25 protein-coding genes are annotated in these 20,112 nt (G+C 70.6%); 18 read left to right on the forward strand and 7 right to left on the reverse strand.

Annotated elements, in window-relative coordinates:
• Positions 1-471, forward strand: a complete 471-nt coding sequence (locus tag QE438_RS02520; RefSeq protein WP_130519269.1) for a chemotaxis protein CheW — start codon at positions 1-3, stop codon at positions 469-471.
• A gap of 241 nt (positions 472-712) precedes the next feature.
• On the opposite strand, the gene QE438_RS02525 is transcribed toward QE438_RS02520, so the two are convergent.
• Positions 713-1,447, reverse strand: coding sequence for a 16S rRNA (uracil(1498)-N(3))-methyltransferase (locus tag QE438_RS02525; protein ID WP_130519268.1), 735 nt, complete (start codon positions 1,445-1,447; stop codon positions 713-715).
• A 118-nt stretch (positions 1,448-1,565) separates the two neighbouring features.
• On the opposite strand from QE438_RS02525, the gene nudE reads away from it, so the two are divergent.
• The 8 genes from nudE to QE438_RS02565 all read left to right on the forward strand — a co-directional run bounded on the left by nudE (position 1,566) and on the right by QE438_RS02565 (position 7,608).
• Entirely contained in the window at positions 1,566-2,114 is a 549-nt protein-coding gene (gene nudE / locus QE438_RS02530; RefSeq protein ID WP_306992792.1) for an ADP compounds hydrolase NudE, read from the forward strand.
• Entirely contained in the window at positions 2,111-2,905 is a 795-nt protein-coding gene (cysQ, locus tag QE438_RS02535) for a 3'(2'),5'-bisphosphate nucleotidase CysQ (protein ID WP_130519264.1), read from the forward strand. The genes nudE and cysQ overlap by 4 nt, the downstream gene beginning before the upstream one ends.
• A gap of 39 nt (positions 2,906-2,944) precedes the next feature.
• Positions 2,945-3,766, forward strand: a complete 822-nt coding sequence (gene mazG, locus QE438_RS02540) for a nucleoside triphosphate pyrophosphohydrolase (RefSeq protein WP_306992790.1) — start codon at positions 2,945-2,947, stop codon at positions 3,764-3,766.
• Positions 3,763-4,086, forward strand: a complete 324-nt coding sequence (locus QE438_RS02545; RefSeq protein WP_306992788.1) for a YnfA family protein — start codon at positions 3,763-3,765, stop codon at positions 4,084-4,086. Before mazG ends, QE438_RS02545 begins: the two co-directional genes overlap by 4 nt.
• 73 nt (positions 4,087-4,159) lie before the next feature.
• A complete protein-coding gene (locus tag QE438_RS02550; RefSeq protein WP_130519258.1) occupies positions 4,160-4,462 on the forward strand; it encodes a DUF962 domain-containing protein in 303 nt (100 codons plus the stop codon).
• 179 nt (positions 4,463-4,641) lie between these two features.
• Positions 4,642-5,343, forward strand: a complete 702-nt coding sequence (locus tag QE438_RS02555) for a response regulator transcription factor (RefSeq protein ID WP_014159900.1) — start codon at positions 4,642-4,644, stop codon at positions 5,341-5,343.
• A 60-nt stretch (positions 5,344-5,403) separates the two neighbouring features.
• On the forward strand, positions 5,404-6,666 hold the full coding sequence (locus QE438_RS02560) for a HAMP domain-containing sensor histidine kinase (RefSeq protein ID WP_306992782.1): 1,263 nt from the start codon (positions 5,404-5,406) through the stop codon (positions 6,664-6,666).
• Between the two features lie 12 nt (positions 6,667-6,678).
• The gene (locus QE438_RS02565) at positions 6,679-7,608 is read left to right on the forward strand and encodes an isoaspartyl peptidase/L-asparaginase (RefSeq protein WP_306992780.1); all 930 of its coding nucleotides are present in this window, start codon (positions 6,679-6,681) and stop codon (positions 7,606-7,608) included.
• A gap of 4 nt (positions 7,609-7,612) precedes the next feature.
• On the opposite strand, the gene QE438_RS02570 is transcribed toward QE438_RS02565, so the two are convergent.
• On the reverse strand, positions 7,613-8,191 hold the full coding sequence (locus QE438_RS02570; RefSeq protein WP_306996165.1) for an SGNH/GDSL hydrolase family protein: 579 nt from the start codon (positions 8,189-8,191) through the stop codon (positions 7,613-7,615).
• A 433-nt stretch (positions 8,192-8,624) separates the two neighbouring features.
• Here QE438_RS02570 and QE438_RS02575 point away from each other — a divergent pair, with 433 nt between their 5' ends.
• The 9 genes from QE438_RS02575 to QE438_RS02615 all read left to right on the forward strand — a co-directional run bounded on the left by QE438_RS02575 (position 8,625) and on the right by QE438_RS02615 (position 15,198).
• Entirely contained in the window at positions 8,625-9,026 is a 402-nt protein-coding gene (locus QE438_RS02575; protein ID WP_130519253.1) for a diacylglycerol kinase, read from the forward strand.
• 16 nt (positions 9,027-9,042) lie between these two features.
• A complete protein-coding gene (locus QE438_RS02580) occupies positions 9,043-9,780 on the forward strand; it encodes a TerC family protein (protein WP_130523597.1) in 738 nt (245 codons plus the stop codon).
• Between the two features lie 94 nt (positions 9,781-9,874).
• Entirely contained in the window at positions 9,875-10,516 is a 642-nt protein-coding gene (locus QE438_RS02585; RefSeq protein WP_307184030.1) for a LemA family protein, read from the forward strand.
• An 18-nt stretch (positions 10,517-10,534) separates the two neighbouring features.
• The gene (locus tag QE438_RS02590) at positions 10,535-11,437 is read left to right on the forward strand and encodes a TPM domain-containing protein (RefSeq protein WP_306992776.1); all 903 of its coding nucleotides are present in this window, start codon (positions 10,535-10,537) and stop codon (positions 11,435-11,437) included.
• Entirely contained in the window at positions 11,437-11,925 is a 489-nt protein-coding gene (locus QE438_RS02595) for a TPM domain-containing protein (RefSeq protein WP_130523599.1), read from the forward strand. The genes QE438_RS02590 and QE438_RS02595 overlap by 1 nt, the downstream gene beginning before the upstream one ends.
• Positions 11,926-12,293: 368 nt before the next feature.
• Complete coding sequence (locus QE438_RS02600; RefSeq protein ID WP_130519245.1) at positions 12,294-12,863, forward strand: hypothetical protein; 570 nt, start codon at positions 12,294-12,296, stop codon at positions 12,861-12,863.
• Positions 12,864-12,971: 108 nt separating this feature from the next.
• The gene (gene lgt, locus QE438_RS02605; protein ID WP_306992774.1) at positions 12,972-13,871 is read left to right on the forward strand and encodes a prolipoprotein diacylglyceryl transferase; all 900 of its coding nucleotides are present in this window, start codon (positions 12,972-12,974) and stop codon (positions 13,869-13,871) included.
• The gene (locus tag QE438_RS02610) at positions 13,871-14,665 is read left to right on the forward strand and encodes a thymidylate synthase (protein ID WP_306992772.1); all 795 of its coding nucleotides are present in this window, start codon (positions 13,871-13,873) and stop codon (positions 14,663-14,665) included. The genes lgt and QE438_RS02610 overlap by 1 nt, the downstream gene beginning before the upstream one ends.
• Entirely contained in the window at positions 14,662-15,198 is a 537-nt protein-coding gene (locus QE438_RS02615) for a dihydrofolate reductase (RefSeq protein WP_165494587.1), read from the forward strand. The genes QE438_RS02610 and QE438_RS02615 overlap by 4 nt, the downstream gene beginning before the upstream one ends.
• Before the next feature lie 140 nt (positions 15,199-15,338).
• On the opposite strand, the gene QE438_RS02620 is transcribed toward QE438_RS02615, so the two are convergent.
• From QE438_RS02620 to QE438_RS02640, 5 genes are all read right to left on the reverse strand, one after another.
• The gene (locus QE438_RS02620; RefSeq protein WP_130523602.1) at positions 15,339-16,184 is read right to left on the reverse strand and encodes a symmetrical bis(5'-nucleosyl)-tetraphosphatase; all 846 of its coding nucleotides are present in this window, start codon (positions 16,182-16,184) and stop codon (positions 15,339-15,341) included.
• Between the two features lie 5 nt (positions 16,185-16,189).
• Positions 16,190-16,570 (reverse strand): Co2+/Mg2+ efflux protein ApaG, encoded by a 381-nt coding sequence (apaG, locus tag QE438_RS02625; protein WP_130519236.1) that lies wholly within the window; start codon positions 16,568-16,570, stop codon positions 16,190-16,192.
• A 20-nt stretch (positions 16,571-16,590) separates the two neighbouring features.
• Positions 16,591-17,403: a 16S rRNA (adenine(1518)-N(6)/adenine(1519)-N(6))-dimethyltransferase RsmA gene (gene rsmA, locus QE438_RS02630; RefSeq protein ID WP_306992769.1), complete on the reverse strand. Its 813-nt coding sequence runs from the start codon at positions 17,401-17,403 to the stop codon at positions 16,591-16,593.
• Between the two features lie 282 nt (positions 17,404-17,685).
• Positions 17,686-18,666 carry a 4-hydroxythreonine-4-phosphate dehydrogenase PdxA gene (pdxA, locus tag QE438_RS02635; RefSeq protein WP_306992767.1) on the reverse strand — a complete coding sequence of 327 codons (981 nt, stop codon included), beginning with the start codon at positions 18,664-18,666 and terminating at the stop codon, positions 17,686-17,688.
• Positions 18,667-18,676: 10 nt separating this feature from the next.
• Positions 18,677-20,110, reverse strand: coding sequence for a peptidylprolyl isomerase (locus QE438_RS02640; RefSeq protein ID WP_130519232.1), 1,434 nt, complete (start codon positions 20,108-20,110; stop codon positions 18,677-18,679).
• Positions 20,111-20,112: the final 2 nt, after the last annotated feature.

The raw sequence follows: 20,112 nt of genomic DNA on the forward strand, positions 1-20,112 counted from the left end.
ATGTCCCGAGCCAATGACGAAATCCGCGGCGTGCTGGTGCAGACCGGCGACGAACGCGTGCTGCTGCCCAACGCGACCGTGGCCGAGGTCCTGGCCCGGGTGCCGGTCCAGCCGGTGGCCGAGGCGCCGCACTGGCTGCCTGGCACCATCGACTGGCATGGCTGGCAGGTGCCGCTGTTCTCCATGGTCGCGCTGGGCGGGCTGGGGCGCGAGAGCGTCAACGCCGCCAGCAAGTTCGTGGTGCTCAAGACGCTGACCGGGGGCGAGGGGATGCCGTACATCGGCCTGCTGACGCAGTCCTTCCCGCGCCTGATCTCGGTGCCGCGCGATGGCCTGCTGGCCGACGCCAGCGAGGAGGCGCTGCCGCACGGGGTGCACATGCGGGTGCTGCTGGGCGACGAGGCGGCGCTGCTGCCTGACCTGGAGGCGATCGAGGCGATGCTCGCCCAGGTGATCGCCGAGCCGGCCTGAAGTCCTGCGCCTGCGGATTCACGCCTCATACGCGGGGCGATGGCACTGAAACAGCGCGTCGCGTCAGTGTCGCGTGCAGGATGAGCTGCGAGCCGTCAACGAACGTTTTTTGAAGCGGTTCTCAGCGTAAAGCCGCTGAAACGTCTCTACCGTCGTTCCCGCGAACGCGGGAACCCATGGACTTTCGCGCACAGCGCGAGAAACGCACCCTCCCGAAACAACCACGCGATCGCGGCCTGCGTTACAGATCCCCCAGCCGCGCCTGCAGTGCGGCGATGGCGGCCAGGCCGGCGGTCTCGGTGCGCAGCACGCGCGGGCCCAGGCGCAGGCCCTGGAAGCCGGCGGCCTCCAGCGCCTGGCGGTCGCGCGGCGACCAGCCGCCCTCGGGGCCGATGGCGATCACCACCCGCTGCGAAGCCGGGGCCTGCAGCGTGCTCAGGGCGTGCGCGCCCTGCGGATCGAGCAGCAGGCGCAGGGCGTCGTCGGGCAGGGCCGCGGCGGCGGCGATCAGGGCTTGCGGGGAGGCGACCTCCGGCACGCGGGCACGCCCGGACTGTTCGCAGGCGGCCACGACCACGCCCTGCCAGTGTGCCAGTCGCTTGTGCAGGCGCTCGCCGGACAGCTTGACCTCCGAGCGCTCGGAGTCGACCGGCAGGATCTGGGCCACGCCCAGTTCGGTGGCCTTCTGCAGGATCAGGTCCATCTTCTCGCCGCGGGCGATGCCCTGCAGCAGCACGATGCGCAGCGGCGATTCGTTCTGCAGCGGCTGCGCGGCCTCGATGCGGGCGCGCACCTGACGCTTGTCCAGCGACACCAGGCGCGCCGGGTAGTCGTGGCCATCGCCGTTGAACAGCACGCAGGCATCGCCTTCGCGCAGGCGCAGCACACGCGCCAGGTGCGCGGCGGCGTCCTCGGGCAGGGCGACCTCGTGCCCCGGTGCCAGCGCCGCCTCCACGTGCACGCGCGTCACGCGCATGGTTCGCGCCTGAAGACGGGCGCAGTGCTGTTCTGCTCTGCTAGCATTCGCGGCTGATGATCGACTCGCATGCGCCCATGATATCGACCGCTGCCGCGCGCGGCAGCAGGCTGGGCGCGTGAGCCGCAAATTGCCGCTGATCCATGGCGTGACCGAGCATCAGGTCGGCCCGCTGCGCATGGAGAAGCTCGACCTGGAGTTCTCCAACGGCGAGCGGCGCGTGTTCGACCGCCAGGTCAGCGGCGGCCATGGCGCGGTGGTGGTGGTGCCGCTGCTCGACAAGGACACCGTGCTGCTGGTGCGCGAGTACGCCGCCGGCATGCACCGTTACGAGCTGGGCCTGGTCAAGGGCCGCATCGACGCCGGCGAGACGCCGCTGCAGGCCGCCGACCGCGAGCTCAAGGAAGAGGCCGGCTATGGCGCGCGCCAGCTGGACGTGCTGCGCGCCCTGACCCTGGCGCCGACCTACATGAGCCACCAGTCCTGGCTGGTGGTCGCGCGCGACCTGTATCCCGAGCGATTGCCGGGCGATGAACCCGAGGAACTTGAAGTGGTGCCGTGGAAGCTTGATGCATTGGACCAGTTGATGCTGCGCGAGGACTTTTCCGAAGGCCGATCACTGGCGGCGCTGTTCATCGCCCGCGAGTGGCTGGCGGCCCAGGCATGAGTCGCATCACCGCGGACCTGCACGAGGCGGTGCTGACCATCGCGCGCGACGCCTCCGACGCGATCATGCAGGTCTATGCCGAGGACTTCGAGGTCGAGCACAAGGCCGACAACAGCCCGCTCACGCGCGCCGACCTGGCCGCGCACCGGATCATCGCCGACGGGCTGGCGCGGCTGACGCCGGACCTGCCGCTGCTGAGCGAGGAGGGCGCCAAGACGCCATGGGCCGCGCGCCAGGACTGGCACGCCTACTGGCTGGTCGATCCGCTCGACGGCACGCGCGAGTTCGTCAAGCGCAACGGCGAGTTCACCGTCAACATCGCGCTGATCGAGGCGCACCAGCCGGTGTTCGGCGTGATCATGGCGCCGGTCACCGGCACGCTGTGGCACGCCCAGGCCGGGCAGGTGGCGCTGCGCCGCGACGGCCAGACCGACCGCGAACTGCGCACGCGCCAGCCGGCGCGCGCGCCGCTGCGGGTGGCCGCCAGCCGCTCGCACCGCGATCCGCGCACCCAGGCGGTGCTGGACCAGCTGCCGGGCGCCGAACCGGTGCCGCTGGGCTCGTCGCTGAAGTTCTGCCGCATCGCCGAGGGCACGCTGGACGTGTACCCGCGCTTCGGCCCGACCTGCGAATGGGATACCGCGGCCGGGCAATGCATCCTGGAGGCCGCCGGCGGCGCGCTGCTGGCGCCCGACGGCCGCGCCTTCCGCTACAACCGGCGCGAGAGCCTGCTCAACGGCGACTTCATGGCGCTGGGCGACCCTGCGCTGCCGTGGCGCGACTGGCTCTGACGCGCCGCCGATCTTCCCCACATCGCAAGAGGTGACCCCATGGCCGAGCCGGGCACGCAGATCGCACGCCTGCTGTCGATCATGGCGCAGCTGCGCAATCCCGACGGCGGGTGCCCGTGGGATCTGGAACAGGATTTCTCCACCATCGCGCCGTACACGATCGAGGAGGCCTACGAGGTCGCCGATGCGATCGACCGCGGCGATCTGGACGATCTGAAGGACGAGCTCGGCGACCTGCTGCTGCAGGTGGTGTTCCATGCGCAGATGGCGGCCGAGCAGGGCGTGTTCGCCTTCGAGGACGTGGCGCGCACAATCTCCGACAAGCTGGTGCGGCGCCATCCGCACGTATTCGCGCAGACCCAGGTCGACGGCAGCGCGGCGGTCAGCGCCAACTGGGAGGACATCAAGCGCCAGGAGCGCGCGGCCAAGGGGCAGACCGATTCTTCGGCGCTGGCCGGGATCGCGCGCGGCCTGCCCGAATGGCAGCGTGCGACCAAGCTGCAGTCGCGCGCGGCGCGGACCGGCTTCGACTGGCCGGGCCCGGCGCCGGTGCTGGACAAGCTGTACGAGGAGATCGACGAGGTGCGGGCCGAGCTGGCGCGCGGCGAGGACGATCCGCAGCGCGCGGCGCGGCTGGAGGACGAGATCGGCGATGTGCTGTTCGTCTGCCTCACCCTGGCGCGCAAGGCCGGCGTTGACGCCGGCAGTGCGCTGCGCCATGCCAATGCCAAGTTCGAGCGCCGCTTCCGCGCGATGGAGGCCGAAGCCACGCGCGAGGGCCGGGTCTTCGCCGAGCTGGAGCTGGGGGCGCAGGAGGCGCTCTGGCAGCGGATCAAGCGACACGAGCGCGCTGGCGCATGACCACTGTCCTGCTGTTCTTCGCCACCGCGCTGGCTGAGATCCTCGGCTGCTATCTGCCATGGCGATGGCTGCGCCGCGAGGGCAGCCCGTGGCTGCTGTTGCCGGCGGCGGCGAGCCTGGCGTTGTTCGCCTGGTTGCTGACCCTGCATCCCACCGCTTCGGGGCGCGTGTACGCGGCGTACGGCGGGGTCTACATCGCCGTGGCGCTGGGCTGGCTGTGGGCCGTCGACGGCGTGCGCCCGACGCGCTGGGACGTGCTGGGCGCGGGCCTTTGCCTGTGCGGGATGGCCGTGATCATGTTCGGGCCGCGCCACGCCTGACGCCGCGTCGCAGCGTGACCTTCGCGGACACGGGCGCGACACTGCGCGCGTCTTTCGCCAGTGCCGCCCGGACATGCGCCGCTTCGCTTCCTTTCGCGCGTTCTATCCGTTCTATCTGAGCGAGCACGCCAACCGCACCTCGCGGCGGCTGCACTTCCTGGGCAGCTGCGGCGTGCTGGCGCTGCTGGCCGCGGCGCTGGCCACCGGCCGCTGGGGCTTCGCGCTGGCCGCGCTGGTGTGCGGCTACGGCTTCGCCTGGGTCGGGCACTTCTTTTTCGAGAAGAACCGGCCGGCGACCTTCCGCCATCCGTTCTATTCGCTGGCCGGAGACTGGGTGATGTTCGTGGACATCCTGCGCGGCAAGGTGCGCCTCTAGCGGGGCACGCGCGCGCCGAAATCTCGCAAAACCGCGTCTGTCGCGCAGTCGCCCGAGCCTGCACCAGCACCCGATCACGGTCGATCACGTGATCGGGACACCGCCTTCACGCATCGTCGACTCCACGCCCGATATTTTCACAAACCTGAAAGTTTGGGCACTTTTTCGGAGATCACGTTATGCGTCATGCACAGGAAACCTCGGGACTGGTCCTGGTCGTCGAGGACAACCGCAACATCTCGGAGATGATCGGCGAGTATCTGGAGGGCAAGGGCTTCGAGGTGGATTACGCCTCCGACGGCCTGGATGGCTACCGCCTGGCCACCGAGAACAGCTACGACGTGCTGGTGCTGGACCTGATGCTGCCGCGCATGGATGGCCTGGAAGTCTGTCGCCGCCTGCGCAGCGAGGCGCGCAAGTCCACCCCGGTGCTGATGCTGACCGCGCGCGACACGCTGGACGACAAGCTCAGCGGCCTGGGCACCGGCGCCGACGACTACCTGACCAAGCCCTTCGCGATCCAGGAGCTGGAAGCGCGCCTGCGCGCGCTGATCCGCCGCGAGCGCCGCCAGGTCGGTTCGGAAGTGCTCAAGGTCGCCGACCTAGTGCTGGACCCGGTCAGCATGCGCGTCACCCGCGGCGGCACCGAGCTGATGCTCTCGCCGATCGGTCTGCGCCTGCTCACCATCCTGATGCGCGAATCGCCGCGCGTGGTCACCCGCCAGGAAATCGAGCGCGAGATCTGGGGCAACGGACTGCCGGATTCGGACACCCTGCGCAGCCACCTGTACAACCTGCGCAAGGTGATCGACAAGCCGTTCGACAAGCCGCTGCTGCACACCGTGCAGAGCGCCGGCTACCGCGTCGCCGACATCGCCTGATGCGTACAGGCGCCTTCCGGCGCGGTGGCGTGCGGTTCTCCTGAAGACTGATCGCGCGTCGTGCCCCAGGAACTTCCCCATAGCATCCGCATCGCGTTCATCCTCAGGGTGGCCCTGGCCAGCCTGGCGGTGATCGCGTCGGTGCTGATCGTCTCGGCGGTCATCAAGCGCAGCTTGGTGCAGACGATGCTGCACGAGGAGGCCGCCCATTATTGGGACCTGTACGCCACCTCCAAGGCGCAGCCGCCGCCCAATACGCACGATCTGCGCGGCTATCTGGTCCTGCCGGGCCAGTCCACGCTCAACCTGCCCGAGCCCTTGCGCGAGCTCGAGCCCGGCGTGCATACCGTCGGCAGCGAGGTGGTGCTGGTCGACGAGCGCCCGCAAGGGCGGCTCTACCTGGCCTGGCTGGGCACCCAGGCCGAGCGTCTGTTCTTCTGGTCCGGCGCGCTGCCGATGCTGCTGTGCCTGGGCGCGCTGTATGGCGCGTCCTATCTCACCTATCGCTTCTTCCGTCCATTGGTGTCGCCGACCTCGTGGCTGGCGCGCCAGGTCTCGCAATGGGATCCGCGCGCGCCGGACACCTCGGCGCTGGCCTCGGACAAGCTGCCGCGCGAGGTGCAGGGCGAGGCGCGCAGCCTGGCCGAGGCCCTGCACGGCCTGTCGCAGCGCGTGGAGGCCCACGTCGCCCGCGAACGCGACTTCACCCGCGATGCCAGCCACGGGCTGCGCACGCCGCTGACCGTCATCCGCGTGGCAACCGACCTGGCCCTGGCCGGCGAGCTGCCGCCGCGTGCGGTGCGCTCGCTGCAGCGCATCCAGCGCTCGGCGCGCGAGATGGAGGCGGTGATCGACGCCTTCCTGATCCTGGCGCGCGAGGCGGACGTCGAGCCGCAGAGCGAGGACTTCGAACTGGTCGATGTGGTCCTGGACGAGGCCGAGAGCGCGCGCGACCTGCTGATCGGCAAGCCGGTCGACCTGACCGTGGTGTGCAACGCCAGGCCGCGCCTGCACGCGCCGCCGCGGGTGATGCATGTGGTGGTCAGCAATCTGCTGCGCAACGCCTGCAGCTATACCGACGAGGGCCAGATCGAGGTGCGCGTGGAGAGCGACCGTCTGGTGGTGCGCGACACCGGCATCGGCATGACCGCCGACGCGGTGCAGCGCGCCTTCGAACCCTTCTATCGCGCCGACGACACGCGCCAGCACAGCACCGGGCTGGGCCTGTCGATCGTCTCGCGGCTGTGCCAGCGCTTCGGCTGGAAGATCGAGCTGGACAGCGTGCTGGGGCAGGGCACCACCGCCACGGTGCGGTTCTTCTAAGCGCCGCCCGGCATGCCTGCGCCCGATGCGCCCATCGCCCTGGCCGTGCACGGCGGCGCGGGGGTGATCGATGCGCTGGCGCCGGAACAGGAACAGGCGATCCACGCGGCCCTGGCGCAGGCGCTCGATGCCGGTCACGCGGTGCTCCAATGCCGCGGCGCCGCACTGGACGCGGTCCAGGCCGCGGTGGTCGCGCTGGAGGAGGCGCCGTGGTTCAACGCCGGCTACGGCGCGGTCTTTACCGCGCAGGGTGACCACGAGCTCGACGCGGCGCTGATGGAAGGCCACACCCGCCGCGCCGGCGCGGTGGCCGGCGTGCGCACGGTGCGCAACCCGGTCCAGCTGGCGCGCGCGGTGATGGAGCATAGCCCGCATGTGCTGCTGGTCGGGCCGGGCGCCGAGCGTTTCGCCGATGGCCAGCCCGGGATCGCGCGCGTGGACAACGCCTGGTTCGACACGCCGGCGCGGCTGGCGCAGCTGCAACGCGCGCAGGCGGACGAACGCGAGGGCGCGGCGGCCGCGGGCCGCTACTTCGGCACCGTCGGCGCGGTGGCGCTGGACCGGCACGGCCACCTGGCCGCGGCCACGTCCACCGGCGGCATGACCAACAAGCGCTGGGGCCGCGTGGGCGACTCGCCGCTGATCGGCGCCGGCACCTGGGCCGATACGCAGGTCGCCGTCTCGGCCACCGGCTGGGGCGAGGCCTTCATCCGCTGCGCTGCTGCGCACGACATCGCCGCGCGCGTGGCCTACGGCGGCGTCAGCGTGGGCGAGGCGGCCGACGCGGTGATCTTCGGCACGCTGCCGGCGCTGGGCGGCGACGGCGGGGTGATCGCCGTCGATGCGCAGGGCCGGCTGGCGCTGCCGTTCAACACCGCCGGCATGTATCGCGGCTGGATCGATCGCGACGGCCGGCGCGGCACCGCGATCTTCGCCGCTTAGGCACTCAGCGCGCGCTGCCTTCCACGTACGGCTTCAGCGCACGGGCCCAGATGGCATAGCCCTCCGGCGTCATGTGCAGCATGTCCTCGCGGAACAGTTCCCTGCGCGGCTGGCCGTCGGCGCCCAGCATCGGGGTGAACACGTCGACGAAGTGCACGCCCTGCAGCTGCGCGGCGCGGGCGGCGATCTGCGCATTGACCTGGCGGATCTGCGGCAGCAGCTGCGCGCGCGAGGGGCTGGGCTTGATCGACAGGTAGACCACCGGCACGCCGGGCAGGTCGCGGCGCACGCGGGCGATGAAGGCGAAGGTGTCCTGCACCACCTGCTGCACGCTGCGGCCGGCGGCCAGGTCGTTGTCGCCGGCGTAGAACACGATCTCGCGCGGCTGGTAGGGCACCACGATGCGGTCGGCGTAATACGTGCTGTCGCGCACCTCCGAGCCGCCGAAGCCGCGGTTGATCACCGGCGTGCCGGCGAAGTCCTGCGCCAGCGTGCTCCACATGCGGATCGAGGAGCTGCCGATGAACAGCACGGCGTGCCTGGGCGGCGGGTTGGCCGCGTCCAGCGCGGCGAAGGCGTCCATGTCCTTGGCCCAGGCCGGGTTGGACACCGCGCCGCTGGACACCTCGGGCGGTGCGGCCGGCGCGGTTGCGGGCGGCGGGGTGGGCGCGGTGGCGACCTGGGTCTGCGCACAGGCGGTCAGCAAGGCCACGCAGGCGGCCAGCACAAGGGAAACACTCGACTTGATCGACACGGTAGAACCCTCCACGGAACCTTCGAACAGCGGCGCACAGTGAACCAGCCCGAGGCCTGCCGTCCACCCCGACGGCGCGCGCCGCCCTGCCGCACCAGCGCGGCCTGCCCGGAAACGCACGACGGGCCCGCCGGCATGCGGCTAACCCGGCCCGTGTGCCGGCTATGGCAAAATCGCCGCTTTCCGCCGCTCCCCTTCCGACCCGGCCCATGCTCCAGCCGCTTCCGTCGTCCCCGATCCGCCCGCGGGACGCGCGTTGACCATGGCCGACCTGTACGGCCACACCCCGCGCGGCCCCGCGCGCCTGCTCAAGGCGGCGCGCTGGTCCTGGCAGGGGCTGTGCGCGGCCTGGCTGCACGAATCCTCCTTCCGCCTGGAAGTGGTGCTGTTCGTGGTGCTGGCGCCGCTGGGCCTATGGCTGGGCGGCGACGGCGTGCAGCGCGCGCTGCTGGTCGGCTCGCTGCTGCTGGTGCTGGCCGTGGAGCTGCTCAATTCCGCCGTGGAGGCGGTGATCGAGCGCTACGGCGCCGAGTTCCACGAACTGGCCGGCCGCGCCAAGGACATGGGCTCGGCCGCGGTGCTGATGACGATGCTCAACGTGCTGCTGTGCTGGGGGCTGATCGCCGGCCCGCGCCTGTGGCTGCTGTTCTCCCCCTCGCTCTAGAAGGTTTCCCCCACGCATGAACCTGGACTTCCTCGCCGACCCCAATACCTGGCTGACGCTGCTGACGCTCAGCACGCTGGAGATCGTGCTGGGGATCGACAACCTGGTGTTCATCTCGATCGCGGTCAGCCGCCTGCCGGAGAGCCAGCGCTCCAAGGCGCGCAAGCTGGGCATCGCGGTGGCCTGCATCACGCGCATCGCGCTGCTGGTGTCGCTGGCCTATCTGTCGCGCATGAGCAGCGATCTGTTCGAGGTGGGCGGCATGGGCATCTCGATCCGCGATCTGGTGCTGATCGTGGGCGGCGTGTTCCTGGTGGTGAAGGGCATCGGCGAGATCCGCGAGCTGATTACCGGCGGCGACGACGGCGATCCCAACACGACCAAGGCCTCGGCGGTGTTCGGCATGGTGATCGCGCAGATCGCGATCATCGACATCGTCTTCTCGCTGGACTCGGTGATCACCGCGGTCGGCTTCGCCAGCCATATACCGGTGATGGTGGCGGCGGTGGTGCTGGCGGTGCTGGTGATGCTGCTGGCGGCCAATCCGCTGGGCCGCTTCATCGACGCCAACCCGACGGTGAAGATGCTGGCGCTGGCCTTCATCGTGCTGGTCGGCGTGGTGCTGGTGCTGGACGGCCTGGACGTGCATGTGCCCAAGGCCTACGTGTACTTCGCCATGGGCTTCTCGGCGCTGGTCGAGGTGCTCAACCTGCTGATGCGCCGCCGCGCCCAGGCGCACGGGGTCGACGCCTGAGGGCAGGCGGCCACGGCGTTTTAATGAAAGCCTGTTCATGATGCGCGGCGTGCGCACCTTGCGCCGCCGGTCGACCCCTCAGGAGAGTCACGCCATGCGCCATGTCTTCCGTTCCCTGCTGATGCTCGCGGCCCTGACGCTGCTGGCCGGCTGCGGGTACAACACCATCCAGCAGAAGGATCAGGCGGTGAAGGCCGGCTGGTCCGAGGTGCTCAACCAGTACCAGCGCCGCGCCGACCTGATCCCCAACCTGGTGCGCACCGTGCAGGGCTACGCCCAGCAGGAGCGTCAGGTGCTGACCGAGGTCACCAACGCCCGCGCCCGGGTCGGCCAGATCCAGGTCAACGCCGATGACGCCAACTCGCTGCAGCAGTTCTCCCAGGCGCAAGGCCAGCTGGGCAGCGCGCTGAGCCGCCTGCTGGTGGTCAGCGAGAACTATCCGACCCTGCAGTCCGACCAGAACTTCCGCGACCTGCAGGCGCAGCTGGAAGGCACCGAGAACCGCATCACCGTGGCCCGCGGCCGCTACATCCAGGCCGTGCAGGACTACAACACCTATATCCGCCAGTTCCCGCAGGCGCTGACGGCCAAGGTGACCGGCGCCAAGGAGAAGCCCAACTTCTCGGTCGCCAACGAGGCGCAGATCTCGCAGGCCCCGACCGTGGACTTCAGCCAGCCGCCGCCGAGCGCGCCGGCCCAGCCGCAGACGCCGCCGGCCACGACCCCGGCCCAGTAAGCTGCCGCCGCACACGCGATGAAACCGCTGCTGCGCCTGGCTGCGCTGCTGCTGGTCCTGCTGCTGGCGCCCGTGGCGCTGGCGCAGGAGGCGGCCATCCCGACGCTGGACTCGCCGGTCATCGACACCACCGGCACGCTCTCGGCCGAGCAGGCCGGCGCGCTGCGCCAGCAGGCGCTGGACCTGCAGCAGCGCAAGGGCGCCCAGCTGCAGGTGCTGATGGTGCCGACCACCCAGCCCGAAGAGATCGAGCAGTACACCCAGCGCGTCTTCGACCAGTGGAAGCTGGGCCGCAAGGGCGTGGACGACGCGGTGCTGGTGGTGGTGGCCAAGGACGACCGGCGCGTGCGCATCCAGCCCGGTTACGGGCTGGAAGGCGCCATCCCCGACGCCATCGCCAACCGCGTCATCCAGGAATACCTGGCGCCCAAGTTCCGCCAGGGCGACTACGCCGGCGGCCTGACCGATGCCACGGCGGTGCTGGTCAAGCTGATCGATGGCGAGCCGCTGCCGGCGCCGGAGAGTTCGCACCCGGCCGGCGGTCGCCAGGGCGGCGGCGACTGGCTGTTCGCGCTGGTCGCCGGCCTGATCGTGGCCGGCTTCGCCCGCACCGTGCTGCGCGCGCTGCCGCGGCCGCTGCGTGCGCTGGCCGGCGGCGTGGCCGGTGGTGCGGTGGCCTGGCTGCTGGCCTCTGTGCTGGTGGGCGGGCTGGCGGGCGTGATCGGCCTGTTGATGGGATTGCTGGGCGGTTCGGGCGGGCGCTTCGCCGGGCCGGGCGGCTTCGGCGGCTGGGGCGGTGGCCTCGGCGGTGGTGGCTGGGGCGGCGGCGGCTTCGGCGGGGGAGGCGGGTTCGGCGGCGGCGGGGGCTGGAGCGGTGGCGGCGGCTCGTCCGGAGGCGGTGGCGCCTCGGGGAGCTGGTGATGCGCTGGCTTCGGCACCTGTTCGCGCCGTCCGCGCACCGGCTGTTCCCGGCCGATCGCCTGCAGCGCATCGCCCAGGCCATCGCCGAAGGCGAGCGCCTGCACAGCGGCGAGGTGATGTTCGCGGTCGAATCCGGCCTGCATCCGTCTGCGGTCTGGGCGGGCGTGGACGCGCGCGCGGCCGCGCATGCGGCGTTCGCCCGGCTGCGCACCTGGGATACGGCCGCCAACAACGGGGTCCTGATCTACCTGCTGCTGGCGGATCACCAGATCGAGATCGTCGCCGACCGCGGCCTGGAAGGCCGGGTCAGCGCCGAGGAATGGCACCAGGTCTGCGCGCAGATCGAAGCCGGCATGCGCCAGGGCGATCCGGAGGCCGCGGTCGTTGCCGGGGTGCAGGCCGCCTCGGCGCTGCTGGCCCGCGCGTTTCCGGCGGTGCCCGGGCAGCGCGGCGACAACGAACTGCCCGATCTGCCGCGAATTCTCTGATCGTCTGTAGAGCGGAGCTCGCTCCGCTGGGGCCCTTACCCACGAACCGGACGAAGAGAAGCTGAGCTTGCTCCGCTGGGGCTCTCCCACGAACTGGACGAAGAGCAGCGGAGCAAGCTCCGCTCTACAGTTGGGCGAATCGGCGTGCCACCTCTGCATCCCGCCGACGCCCGTCCTGTGATCTCGACCACAGGAATGCCCGCCGTTCGCCGATATTCATCACGCGCCCTTCACGGGGCTGCCGCACTGCGGCATCATCCAGGCACCTGCTTCGCCGCCAGGCACGGTCCGTGCAGCGAAATCCAGGCAGGCGCCGTGCGCGCCGCCGGCCTCTGCGCCGCCCCCGCCCGCCGCGCCAGGATGTCCTCATGCACCCAGCCCTCACCGCCACGCTGACTCGCCTGCCCGGGCTGTACACCGCCGCCATGCGCCCGCGCCGCCGCGACCTGGCCATCGCGGTGGCCGCGTCCAGCGCGCTGGTGCTGGCCGGCTGCAACGCGCTGGCGGCCTTCGCCCTGGTGCTGACCTGGTTCGAATACCTGCATCACCAGCGCTGGCAGATGCCGGGCGAGAACACCCGCGCCACCCTGGTGCGGGCCCTGGCCTGCGTGGCCTTCGCCTGGCTGACCACGGCGCGCGGCGTAGGCGATGCGGCCTGGGGCATCGGCGCCTTCCTGCTGGTGCAGACGGTGCTGGCGCTGCGCGGCTCGTTGCGGCTGCGTCAGGTGTTCCTGCACGACGTCGCCCAGGCCAGCCCGTCGGTGCCGGCGCACGAGCTGCTGCTGGCCTGCCGCGGCGACCGCACGCTGGTCGAATCCTGGCTGGCGGGCGAAGAAGACCTCGCCGGGCCGGCGCAGTCCGCGCTGAACGCCGCGGGCCTGCGCCTGTTCCGCCTGCGCCCGCCGATGCCGGCGGTGGAAGAGGGCTCGGCGCCCTGATCCGGCGGCGCTGAGCGCGGCCGCGGATCGCCGCGTTGCGGCGCGCCGCATGCGCGCGCCAGCCGGGTACGTCAGAATGTCGGCTGTTTCGTCCGCCGTCGGCTACGCATGATCTTCCTGCACCACCTCGACCCCATCGCCTTTTCCATCGGCCCGGTCGATGTGCACTGGTACGGCATCGCCTACGCGCTGTCCTTCTTCGCCGCCTGGTATCTGGGCCGCCGTCGCGTCCAGGCCGGGCGCCTGCCGGGCGTGAACCTGGAGCATTTCTCCGACCTGATGTTCTACGCCATGCTCGGCGTGGTGCTGGGCGGGCGGCTGGGCTACATCCTGTTCTACGACCTGCCGGTCTACCTGGACAACCCGCTGAAGGTGTTCAAGGTGTGGGAGGGCGGCATGAGCTTCCACGGCGGCCTGCTCGGCGTGCTCACCGCCGCCTGGCTGTGGTCGCGCCGGCATCGGCTGCACTTCTTCGACACGATGGACTTCCTGGCGCCGCTGGTGCCGGCGGGCCTGGGCCTGGGCCGCCTGGCCAACTTCGTCAACGGCGAGCTGTGGGGCAAGTACACCGGCACCAACTGGGGCGTGATCTTCCCGACCACCGATCCAGCCCTCTACGAGCAGCACCTGAGCCAGGCGCAGCTGCAGGCGCAGTACGCGGCCGGCGCGCTGGACCGCTACGCGCGCCACCCTTCGCAGCTCTACGAGGCGCTGCTCGAGGGCGTGCTGATGTTCGTGGTGCTGTGGGTGTTCTCGATGCGGCCGCGCCATCGCTACGCGGTGTCCGGCCTGTTCGCGCTGCTCTACGGCCTCTCGCGCTTCCTGGTCGAACTGGTGCGCGTGCCGGACGCGCAGCTGGGCTACCTGGCCTTCGGCTGGGTGACGATGGGCCAGCTGCTGAGCCTGCCGCTGGTGGCGCTGGGCCTGTTCCTGCTGTGGCGCTCGCGCCGCGCGCCGGTGCTGCAGCCGGTGCTCCCGGCGCAGGCCACGCCCGCGGAGGCGCACTGATGCGCCAGTACCTGGAGCTGCTGCGCCACGTGCTGGAGCACGGCGCGGAGAAGTCCGACCGCACCGGCACCGGCACGCGCAGCGTGTTCGGCTGGCAGATGCGCTTCGATCTGGGCGAAGGCTTCCCGCTGGTCACCACCAAGAAGCTGCACCTGCGCTCGATCATCCATGAGCTGCTGTGGTTCCTGAAGGGCGAGACCAACATCGCCTATCTCAAGGACAACAAGGTCAGCATCTGGGACGAATGGGCCGACGCCGACGGCAACCTCGGCCCAGTCTACGGCAAGCAGTGGCGCAGCTGGGAGGGCGCCGACGGCCAGACCATCGACCAGATGCAGTGGCTGGTGCAGGAGATCAAGCGCAACCCGGATTCGCGCCGGCTGGTGATCAGCGCCTGGAACGTGGCGCAGCTGCCGCAGATGGCGCTGATGCCGTGCCACAGCCTGTTCCAGTTCTACGTGGTCGACGGCAAGCTCAGCTGCCAGCTCTACCAGCGCAGCGGCGACATCTTCCTGGGCGTGCCGTTCAACATCGCCAGCTACGCGCTGCTGACCCACATGGTGGCGCAGGCCACCGGTCTGGGCGTGGGCGATTTCGTGCACACGCTGGGCGATGCGCATCTGTATTCGAACCACTCCGAGCAGGCGCGCGAGCAGCTCACGCGCACGCCGCGCGCCTTGCCCAGGCTGCATCTGAATCCGGAGGTGACCGATCTGTTCGGCTTCACCTTCGAGGACATCGAGATCCTCGGCTACGACCCGCATCCGGCGATCAGGGCGCCGGTGGCGGTATGACGCAGGCCTCGTCCGAGGCGCCGGCGTCTTCCAGGCCCCGCATCTCGCTCATCGCCGCGCTCGACCGCCACAACGCCATCGGCCGCGACAACGATCTGCCGTGGCGCCTGCCCGATGACCTCAAGCGCTTCAAGGCGCTGACCCTGGGCAAGCCGGTGCTGATGGGGCGCAAGACCGCGCAGTCGCTGGGGCGTGCCTTGCCCGGTCGGTTGAACCTTGTGCTGACGCGGGGTGGGCAGGTGCCGTTCGAGGACATGGTCGCGGTCGATTCGCTCGATGCCGCGCTGCGCCAGGCGAGCGGGCAGGGGGCCGAGGAGCTGTGCGTGATCGGCGGCGGCCAGGTCTATGCGCTGGCCTTGCCGCTGGCCGACGTGCTGTATCTGACCCACGTGGACACCGAAGTACAGGGCGCCGAGGCGTTCTTCCCACGCTTCGATCCGGCGCAGTGGCGCGTCACGGCGCGCCAGCCGCATGCGGCCGACGACCGCCACGCGCTGGCGTTCGAGTTCGTGGATTACGTCAGGCAGGCCTAGCGGCTGCCAGCCAGGCAGACACGAAGGCGGCTGGAAAACATCGACCGTCGTTCCCGCGAAAGCGGGAACCCAGCGCCTTTGGGGGCTTCCCCGAATCAACGTCCATGGGTTCCCGCTTTCGCGGGAAAGACGACCTGACGCTAATCGCGCCGTGCCGTGCCCGGATCGACATCGCGCCCCGGCACCTGCACCACGCGCAGCTCGTCGGTATCCAGCTGCAGCGCCGTGAGCCTGCCGCCCCAGACCGCGCCGGTGTCGATGGCGTGCACGCCCAGGCCCAGCATCAGCCCCAGCGTGGACCAGTGGCCGCAGACGATCTTCAGTTCGCGCGGCTCGTGGCCGGGCACGGCGAACCAGGGATACAGACCCTGCGCCTGCGTGCCCGGCGTGCCTTTCTCTTCCATCGCGATGCGTCCGCGCGGCGTGCAGTAGCGCATGCGGGTGAGCACGTTGATGATCGCGCGCCAGCGGTCCGGGCCGGCCAGGCCGGTGGACCAGTTGGGCTTGTCGCCGTACATGCTGCGCATCAGCTTGCGAAAAGCCGGGCCACGCAGCTGCTTCTCCACCTCGCGCGCATAGCCCTCGGCCGCGGCGCAGTTCCAGCGCGGGGCCAGGCCGGCATGCACCATCATCCAGCCCAGCTCGCGGTCCACGTGCACCAGCTCGCGGTGGCGCAGCCATTCCAGCAGCGTGTCGCGGTCGTGCGCCTGCACGATCCGGCCCAGGTCCGGATTGACCTTGCGCTGCTCCTCTTCGGTGCGCGCGCCGATGGCCAGCAGCGACAGGTCGTGGTTGCCCAGCACCACCTCGCAGTGGTCGCGCAGCGAATGCACCAGGCGCAGGGTCTCCAGCGACTGTCCGCCGCGGTTGACCAGATCGCCGCAGAACCAGATCCGGTCGCGCGCGGGATCGAAATCGAGTTTTTCCAGCAGCCGTGCCGTGGCGTCGTAACAGCCCTGCAGGTCGCCAATCGCCCAGACCGCCATGGCGCTTAGTGCAGCGTACGCGGCACCGACAGCGCGAAGGGCGCGATCGGGGCATCGAAGTGCGTGCCGTCGTCGGCCACCATGTCGTAACGACCGCGCATGGTGCCGTGGTCGGTCTCCAGCACCGCGCCGGAGGTGTACTGGAACAGCTCGCCCGGACGCAGGCGCGGCTGTTCGCCGACCACGCCCTCGCCATCGACGCGCTCGGTCTTGCCGTTGCCGTCGGTGATTTCCCAATGGCGCGCGAGCAGGCGCGCCGGCTGCGTGCCGCGGTTGCGGATCACGATGGTGTAGGCGAAGACGTAATGACCGCTGGCAGGTTCCGAGCGTTCTTCCAGGAACCGGGTGGCGACATCGACATCGATGGCGTAATCGTTGCTGCTCATGCGCACAGTGTACTCAAGCCTCAGCCCGGTTCGGCCGCCTCGCCGTACGGCAGATTGGCCAGCGCGATGAAGTCGCGCACGGCCACCTGTTCGGCGCGCGCATCGGGGCGGATGCCGGCGGCTTCGATCTGGGCCACGTCGCACACGCTGGACAGCGCATTGCGCAAGGTCTTGCGGCGCTGGCCGAAGGCGGCGCGCACCACCGCTTCCAGGCGCTTGGGATCGCGTACGTCGATGCGCGCCGGCTCCCGCGGCACCAGGCGCACCACGGCCGAATCGACCTTCGGCGGCGGGCTGAACGCGCCCGGCGGCACCACGAACAGCGGCGTCACCTCGCAATAGGCCTGCAGCATCACGCTCAGGCGTCCGTAGACCTTGCTGCCCGGGCCCGCGGCCATGCGATCGACCACTTCCTTCTGCAGCATGAAATGCATGTCCGCGATCGCCGCGGCATGGTCCAGCGCATGGAACAGGATCGGCGAGGACAGGTTGTAGGGCAGGTTGCCGACTAGGCGCAGCGTGCGGCCCTGCGCCAGCGCGGTGAAATCGACCGAGAGCACATCGCGGTGGAGGATGGTCAGATCACCCACGTCCTGCGCGGCGGCGGTGAGCGGGGCGATGAGGTCGCGGTCGAACTCGATCGCGGTCAGCGCACCGTGCCGGCGCAGCAGCGGGAAGGTGATCGCGCCCTGGCCTGGGCCGATCTCCACCAGGGTGTCGCCCGGCTTGGGATCGACCGCCTGCACGATGCGGTCGATGTAGTGCCGCTCGTGCAGGAAGTGCTGGCCGAGCGACTTCTTGGCCGGTGCACTGAAGTGGGGAGTAGCGGTCATTGCGACAGTTTACCCGGCATGGGCAGGCCGTCCTCTTTGTCGTAGGAGCCGCATCACGTCCCGGCATCCTGGTAGAGCGGAGCTTGCTCCGCTGCTCTCCGGCGGGATCATCGGGAAAGCCCCAGCGGAGGGAGCTCCGCTCTACAACCGTTGGAGCGGTGGGAGAGCCCCAGCGGAGCGAGCTCCGCTCTACATCTGTGGGATCGGTGGGGAAGCCTCAGCGGAGCAAGCTCCGCTCTACAGGGGGGGCGGGTGCTCCCAGGCGGGGGCTTGCCGCTGAGCTCACCGTGTGCGCCTGCGCGCGGCCATCGCCGCGCAGGTGCGCACCGCGGCGAACAGGCTGGACGGGTCGGCCACGCCTTGGCCGGCCAGCGCCAGCGCGGTGCCGTGATCGACCGCCACGCGCGGGTAGGGCAGGCCCAGGGTGAGGTTCACGGCCTGCTCGAAGCCGCTGTACTTGAGCACCGGCAGGCCCTGGTCGTGATACATCGCCAGCACCGCGTCGAAGCCGGCCAGCTTGTCGGGCAGGAAGGCCGTGTCGGCCGGCAGCGGGCCGATCAGCTCCAGGTCTTCCCCACGCAAGCTCGCCAGCGTCGGGATGATCAGGTCCAGCTCCTCGCGGCCCAGGTGGCCTTCCTCACCGGCGTGCGGGTTCAGGCCGAGCACGCACAGGCGCGGACGGGCGATGCCGAAGTCCTCGCGCAGCGCCTGCACGGTCGTGTGCACGGCGTGGCGCAGGGCGGTCTCGGTAATCGCGTCGGGCACCGCGCGCAGCGGCAGGTGGGTGGTGACCAGCGCCACGCGCACGATCTGGTTGGCCAGCATCATCACCACCGCGCGGCCGGCATGGTGGGCCAGCAGTTCGGTGGTGCCGGTGTAGGCGATGCCGCCTTCGTTGATCACCGCCTTGTGCACGGGGCCGGTGACCACGCCGGCGAAGCGGCCGGCGATGCAGCCGTCGGCCGCAGCGAGCAGGGCGTCGATGACCGCGGCCGCGTTGCGCGGATCGGTCCTGCCGAAGCGGCTGGGCACCGCGTTGGGTACCGGCACGAAGGCCAGGTCGCCCGGCGCCTGGGGCTGCGCGTCGGCGGGCAGCAGGTTCAGCGGCAGCGCCAGCGCCTGGGCTGCCGCGTGCACGGTGTCGGCATCGCCGAAGGCGATCAGCCGGCAGTCCTGGCGCGGCTGCTGGACCAGCCGGATGCACAGTTCCGGCCCGATCCCGGCCGGCTCGCCGGGGACGAGCGCCAGGTCGGGCCGCATCACCCTGGCGGCCTTACGGCATCTGGCTGGACGAGGCCGAGCCGGGCATGTCGTTGTTGTCGCCGCCGCGCTGCTTCTTGCCGGCACGGGCCGCTTCCTCGGCGGCGCCCGGGGCGCTCATCGCGGTATCCGGCGTGGCGTTGTCGATCGCCGGGTCGCCGGTGCGGAAGCTGACGTAGGCTTCGCCGCGCAGCTCCAGCAGGTAGCGGTTGTATTCCTCTTCCAGCTTGCGCCGGCCGATCGTGTCGCGCACCTGGGCACGGCGGTTCTGATCGGTCACGTCGGTCTGGCGGGTGCCTTCGCGCTGGACGATGTGCCAGCCGGCCTCGGTACGGAAGGGCTCGCTGACCTCGCCGTCCTTCAGCGCGGTCAGGCGCTGGCCGAAGTCCGGGCCGAACTGGTCGGCGGTGAACCAGCCCAGGTCGCCGCCATCGTTCTTGGTGTTGGCGTCCTCGGAGTCGGCCTTGGCCAGCTCGGCGAAGTCCGCGCCGCCGGCGATGCGGGCGCGCAGGGTGTCGATCTTGGCCTTGGCCGCCGCGGCGTCCTGCACCGGCGTGACGCGCACCAGGATGTGGCGGGCATGGTACTCGGTGGTCATCTGGCTGGGCGCCTGCGAGGCGTCGCGGGTCTCCACCAGCTTGAGCAGCTGGAAGCCGGACGGGCCGCGGATCGGGCCGACCACCTGGCCGGCCTGCATGCTCTTGAGCGTGTCGACGAAGGCCACCGGGATCTCGTCCAGGCTGCGCCAGCCCAGGTCGCCGCCTTCCAGCGCGTTGGGGCTGTCCGAATAGCGCACGGCCGCGGCCGAGAAGTCCATCTCGTTGCGGTCCAGCAGGCTCTTGACGCCCTCGGCCTTCTTCTGGCCGGTGGCGATCTGCTCGGCGGTGGCGCCCTCGGGCAGGCCGATCAGGATGTGCGCCAGGTGGTACTGCACGCCGCCGTTGGCCTGGGCCTTGAGCGCGGCGTCGACCTCGGCCTCGCTGACCCGGATGCGGCTCTGGCCGTAGCTCTGGCGCAGGCGCTGGACGGTGATCTCGTCGCGCAGCGAGCTGCGGAACTCGTCGAAGGACAGGCCTTCGGCGGCCAGGCGCTGGCGCAGGCCGTCGACGGTGGTGTTGTTCTGCTGGGCCACGCTGGCCACGGCGCTGTTGACTTCCTCGTCGCTGACGCTGATGCCGTTTTCCTGGGCGCGGGCGACCTGCAGCTTGACCAGCACCAGGCGCTCGAGCACCTGCCGGCGCAGCACTTCAGGCGGCGGCAGCTGGGCGGGGTTGCTGGCGTACTGGGCCTGGACGTTGGCCACGGCGCGGTCCAGCTCGCTCTTCAGCACCACGTCCTCGTTGACCACGGCGGCGATGCCGTCCAGCGGCTGGGATTCCTGCGCGCGCAGCGGCGCGATGACGGTAGCGGCCAGCAGGCCGGCAACGAAAAGGGATCGAATGGTCATGG

The organism is Pseudoxanthomonas sp. SORGH_AS_0997 (genome assembly GCF_031453535.1).
GTDB lineage: Bacteria > Pseudomonadota > Gammaproteobacteria > Xanthomonadales > Xanthomonadaceae > Pseudoxanthomonas_A > Pseudoxanthomonas_A winnipegensis.

Bases quoted from the DNA above. Each gene is read 5' to 3' on its own strand.
- QE438_RS02640 (WP_130519232.1), bottom strand. From the start codon at position 20,110: ATGACCATTCGATCCCTTTTCGTTGCCGGCCTGCTGGCCGCTACCGTC.
- QE438_RS02595 (WP_130523599.1), top strand. From the start codon at position 11,437: ATGCGCTGGCTTCGGCACCTGTTCGCGCCGTCCGCGCACCGGCTGTTC.
- QE438_RS02620 (WP_130523602.1), bottom strand. From the start codon at position 16,184: ATGGCGGTCTGGGCGATTGGCGACCTGCAGGGCTGTTACGACGCCACG.
- QE438_RS02565 (WP_306992780.1), top strand. From the start codon at position 6,679: ATGCCTGCGCCCGATGCGCCCATCGCCCTGGCCGTGCACGGCGGCGCG.
- QE438_RS02615 (WP_165494587.1), top strand. From the start codon at position 14,662: ATGACGCAGGCCTCGTCCGAGGCGCCGGCGTCTTCCAGGCCCCGCATC.
- QE438_RS02555 (WP_014159900.1), top strand. From the start codon at position 4,642: ATGCGTCATGCACAGGAAACCTCGGGACTGGTCCTGGTCGTCGAGGAC.
- QE438_RS02600 (WP_130519245.1), top strand. From the start codon at position 12,294: ATGCACCCAGCCCTCACCGCCACGCTGACTCGCCTGCCCGGGCTGTAC.
- QE438_RS02545 (WP_306992788.1), top strand. From the start codon at position 3,763: ATGACCACTGTCCTGCTGTTCTTCGCCACCGCGCTGGCTGAGATCCTC.
- mazG (WP_306992790.1), top strand. From the start codon at position 2,945: ATGGCCGAGCCGGGCACGCAGATCGCACGCCTGCTGTCGATCATGGCG.
- lgt (WP_306992774.1), top strand. From the start codon at position 12,972: ATGATCTTCCTGCACCACCTCGACCCCATCGCCTTTTCCATCGGCCCG.
- QE438_RS02520 (WP_130519269.1), top strand. From the start codon at position 1: ATGTCCCGAGCCAATGACGAAATCCGCGGCGTGCTGGTGCAGACCGGC.
- cysQ (WP_130519264.1), top strand. From the start codon at position 2,111: ATGAGTCGCATCACCGCGGACCTGCACGAGGCGGTGCTGACCATCGCG.
- apaG (WP_130519236.1), bottom strand. From the start codon at position 16,570: ATGAGCAGCAACGATTACGCCATCGATGTCGATGTCGCCACCCGGTTC.
- QE438_RS02575 (WP_130519253.1), top strand. From the start codon at position 8,625: ATGGCCGACCTGTACGGCCACACCCCGCGCGGCCCCGCGCGCCTGCTC.
- QE438_RS02585 (WP_307184030.1), top strand. From the start codon at position 9,875: ATGCGCCATGTCTTCCGTTCCCTGCTGATGCTCGCGGCCCTGACGCTG.
- QE438_RS02590 (WP_306992776.1), top strand. From the start codon at position 10,535: ATGAAACCGCTGCTGCGCCTGGCTGCGCTGCTGCTGGTCCTGCTGCTG.
- QE438_RS02610 (WP_306992772.1), top strand. From the start codon at position 13,871: ATGCGCCAGTACCTGGAGCTGCTGCGCCACGTGCTGGAGCACGGCGCG.
- QE438_RS02580 (WP_130523597.1), top strand. From the start codon at position 9,043: ATGAACCTGGACTTCCTCGCCGACCCCAATACCTGGCTGACGCTGCTG.
- QE438_RS02525 (WP_130519268.1), bottom strand. From the start codon at position 1,447: ATGCGCGTGACGCGCGTGCACGTGGAGGCGGCGCTGGCACCGGGGCAC.
- QE438_RS02570 (WP_306996165.1), bottom strand. From the start codon at position 8,191: ATGGACGCCTTCGCCGCGCTGGACGCGGCCAACCCGCCGCCCAGGCAC.
- QE438_RS02550 (WP_130519258.1), top strand. From the start codon at position 4,160: ATGCGCCGCTTCGCTTCCTTTCGCGCGTTCTATCCGTTCTATCTGAGC.
- rsmA (WP_306992769.1), bottom strand. From the start codon at position 17,403: ATGACCGCTACTCCCCACTTCAGTGCACCGGCCAAGAAGTCGCTCGGC.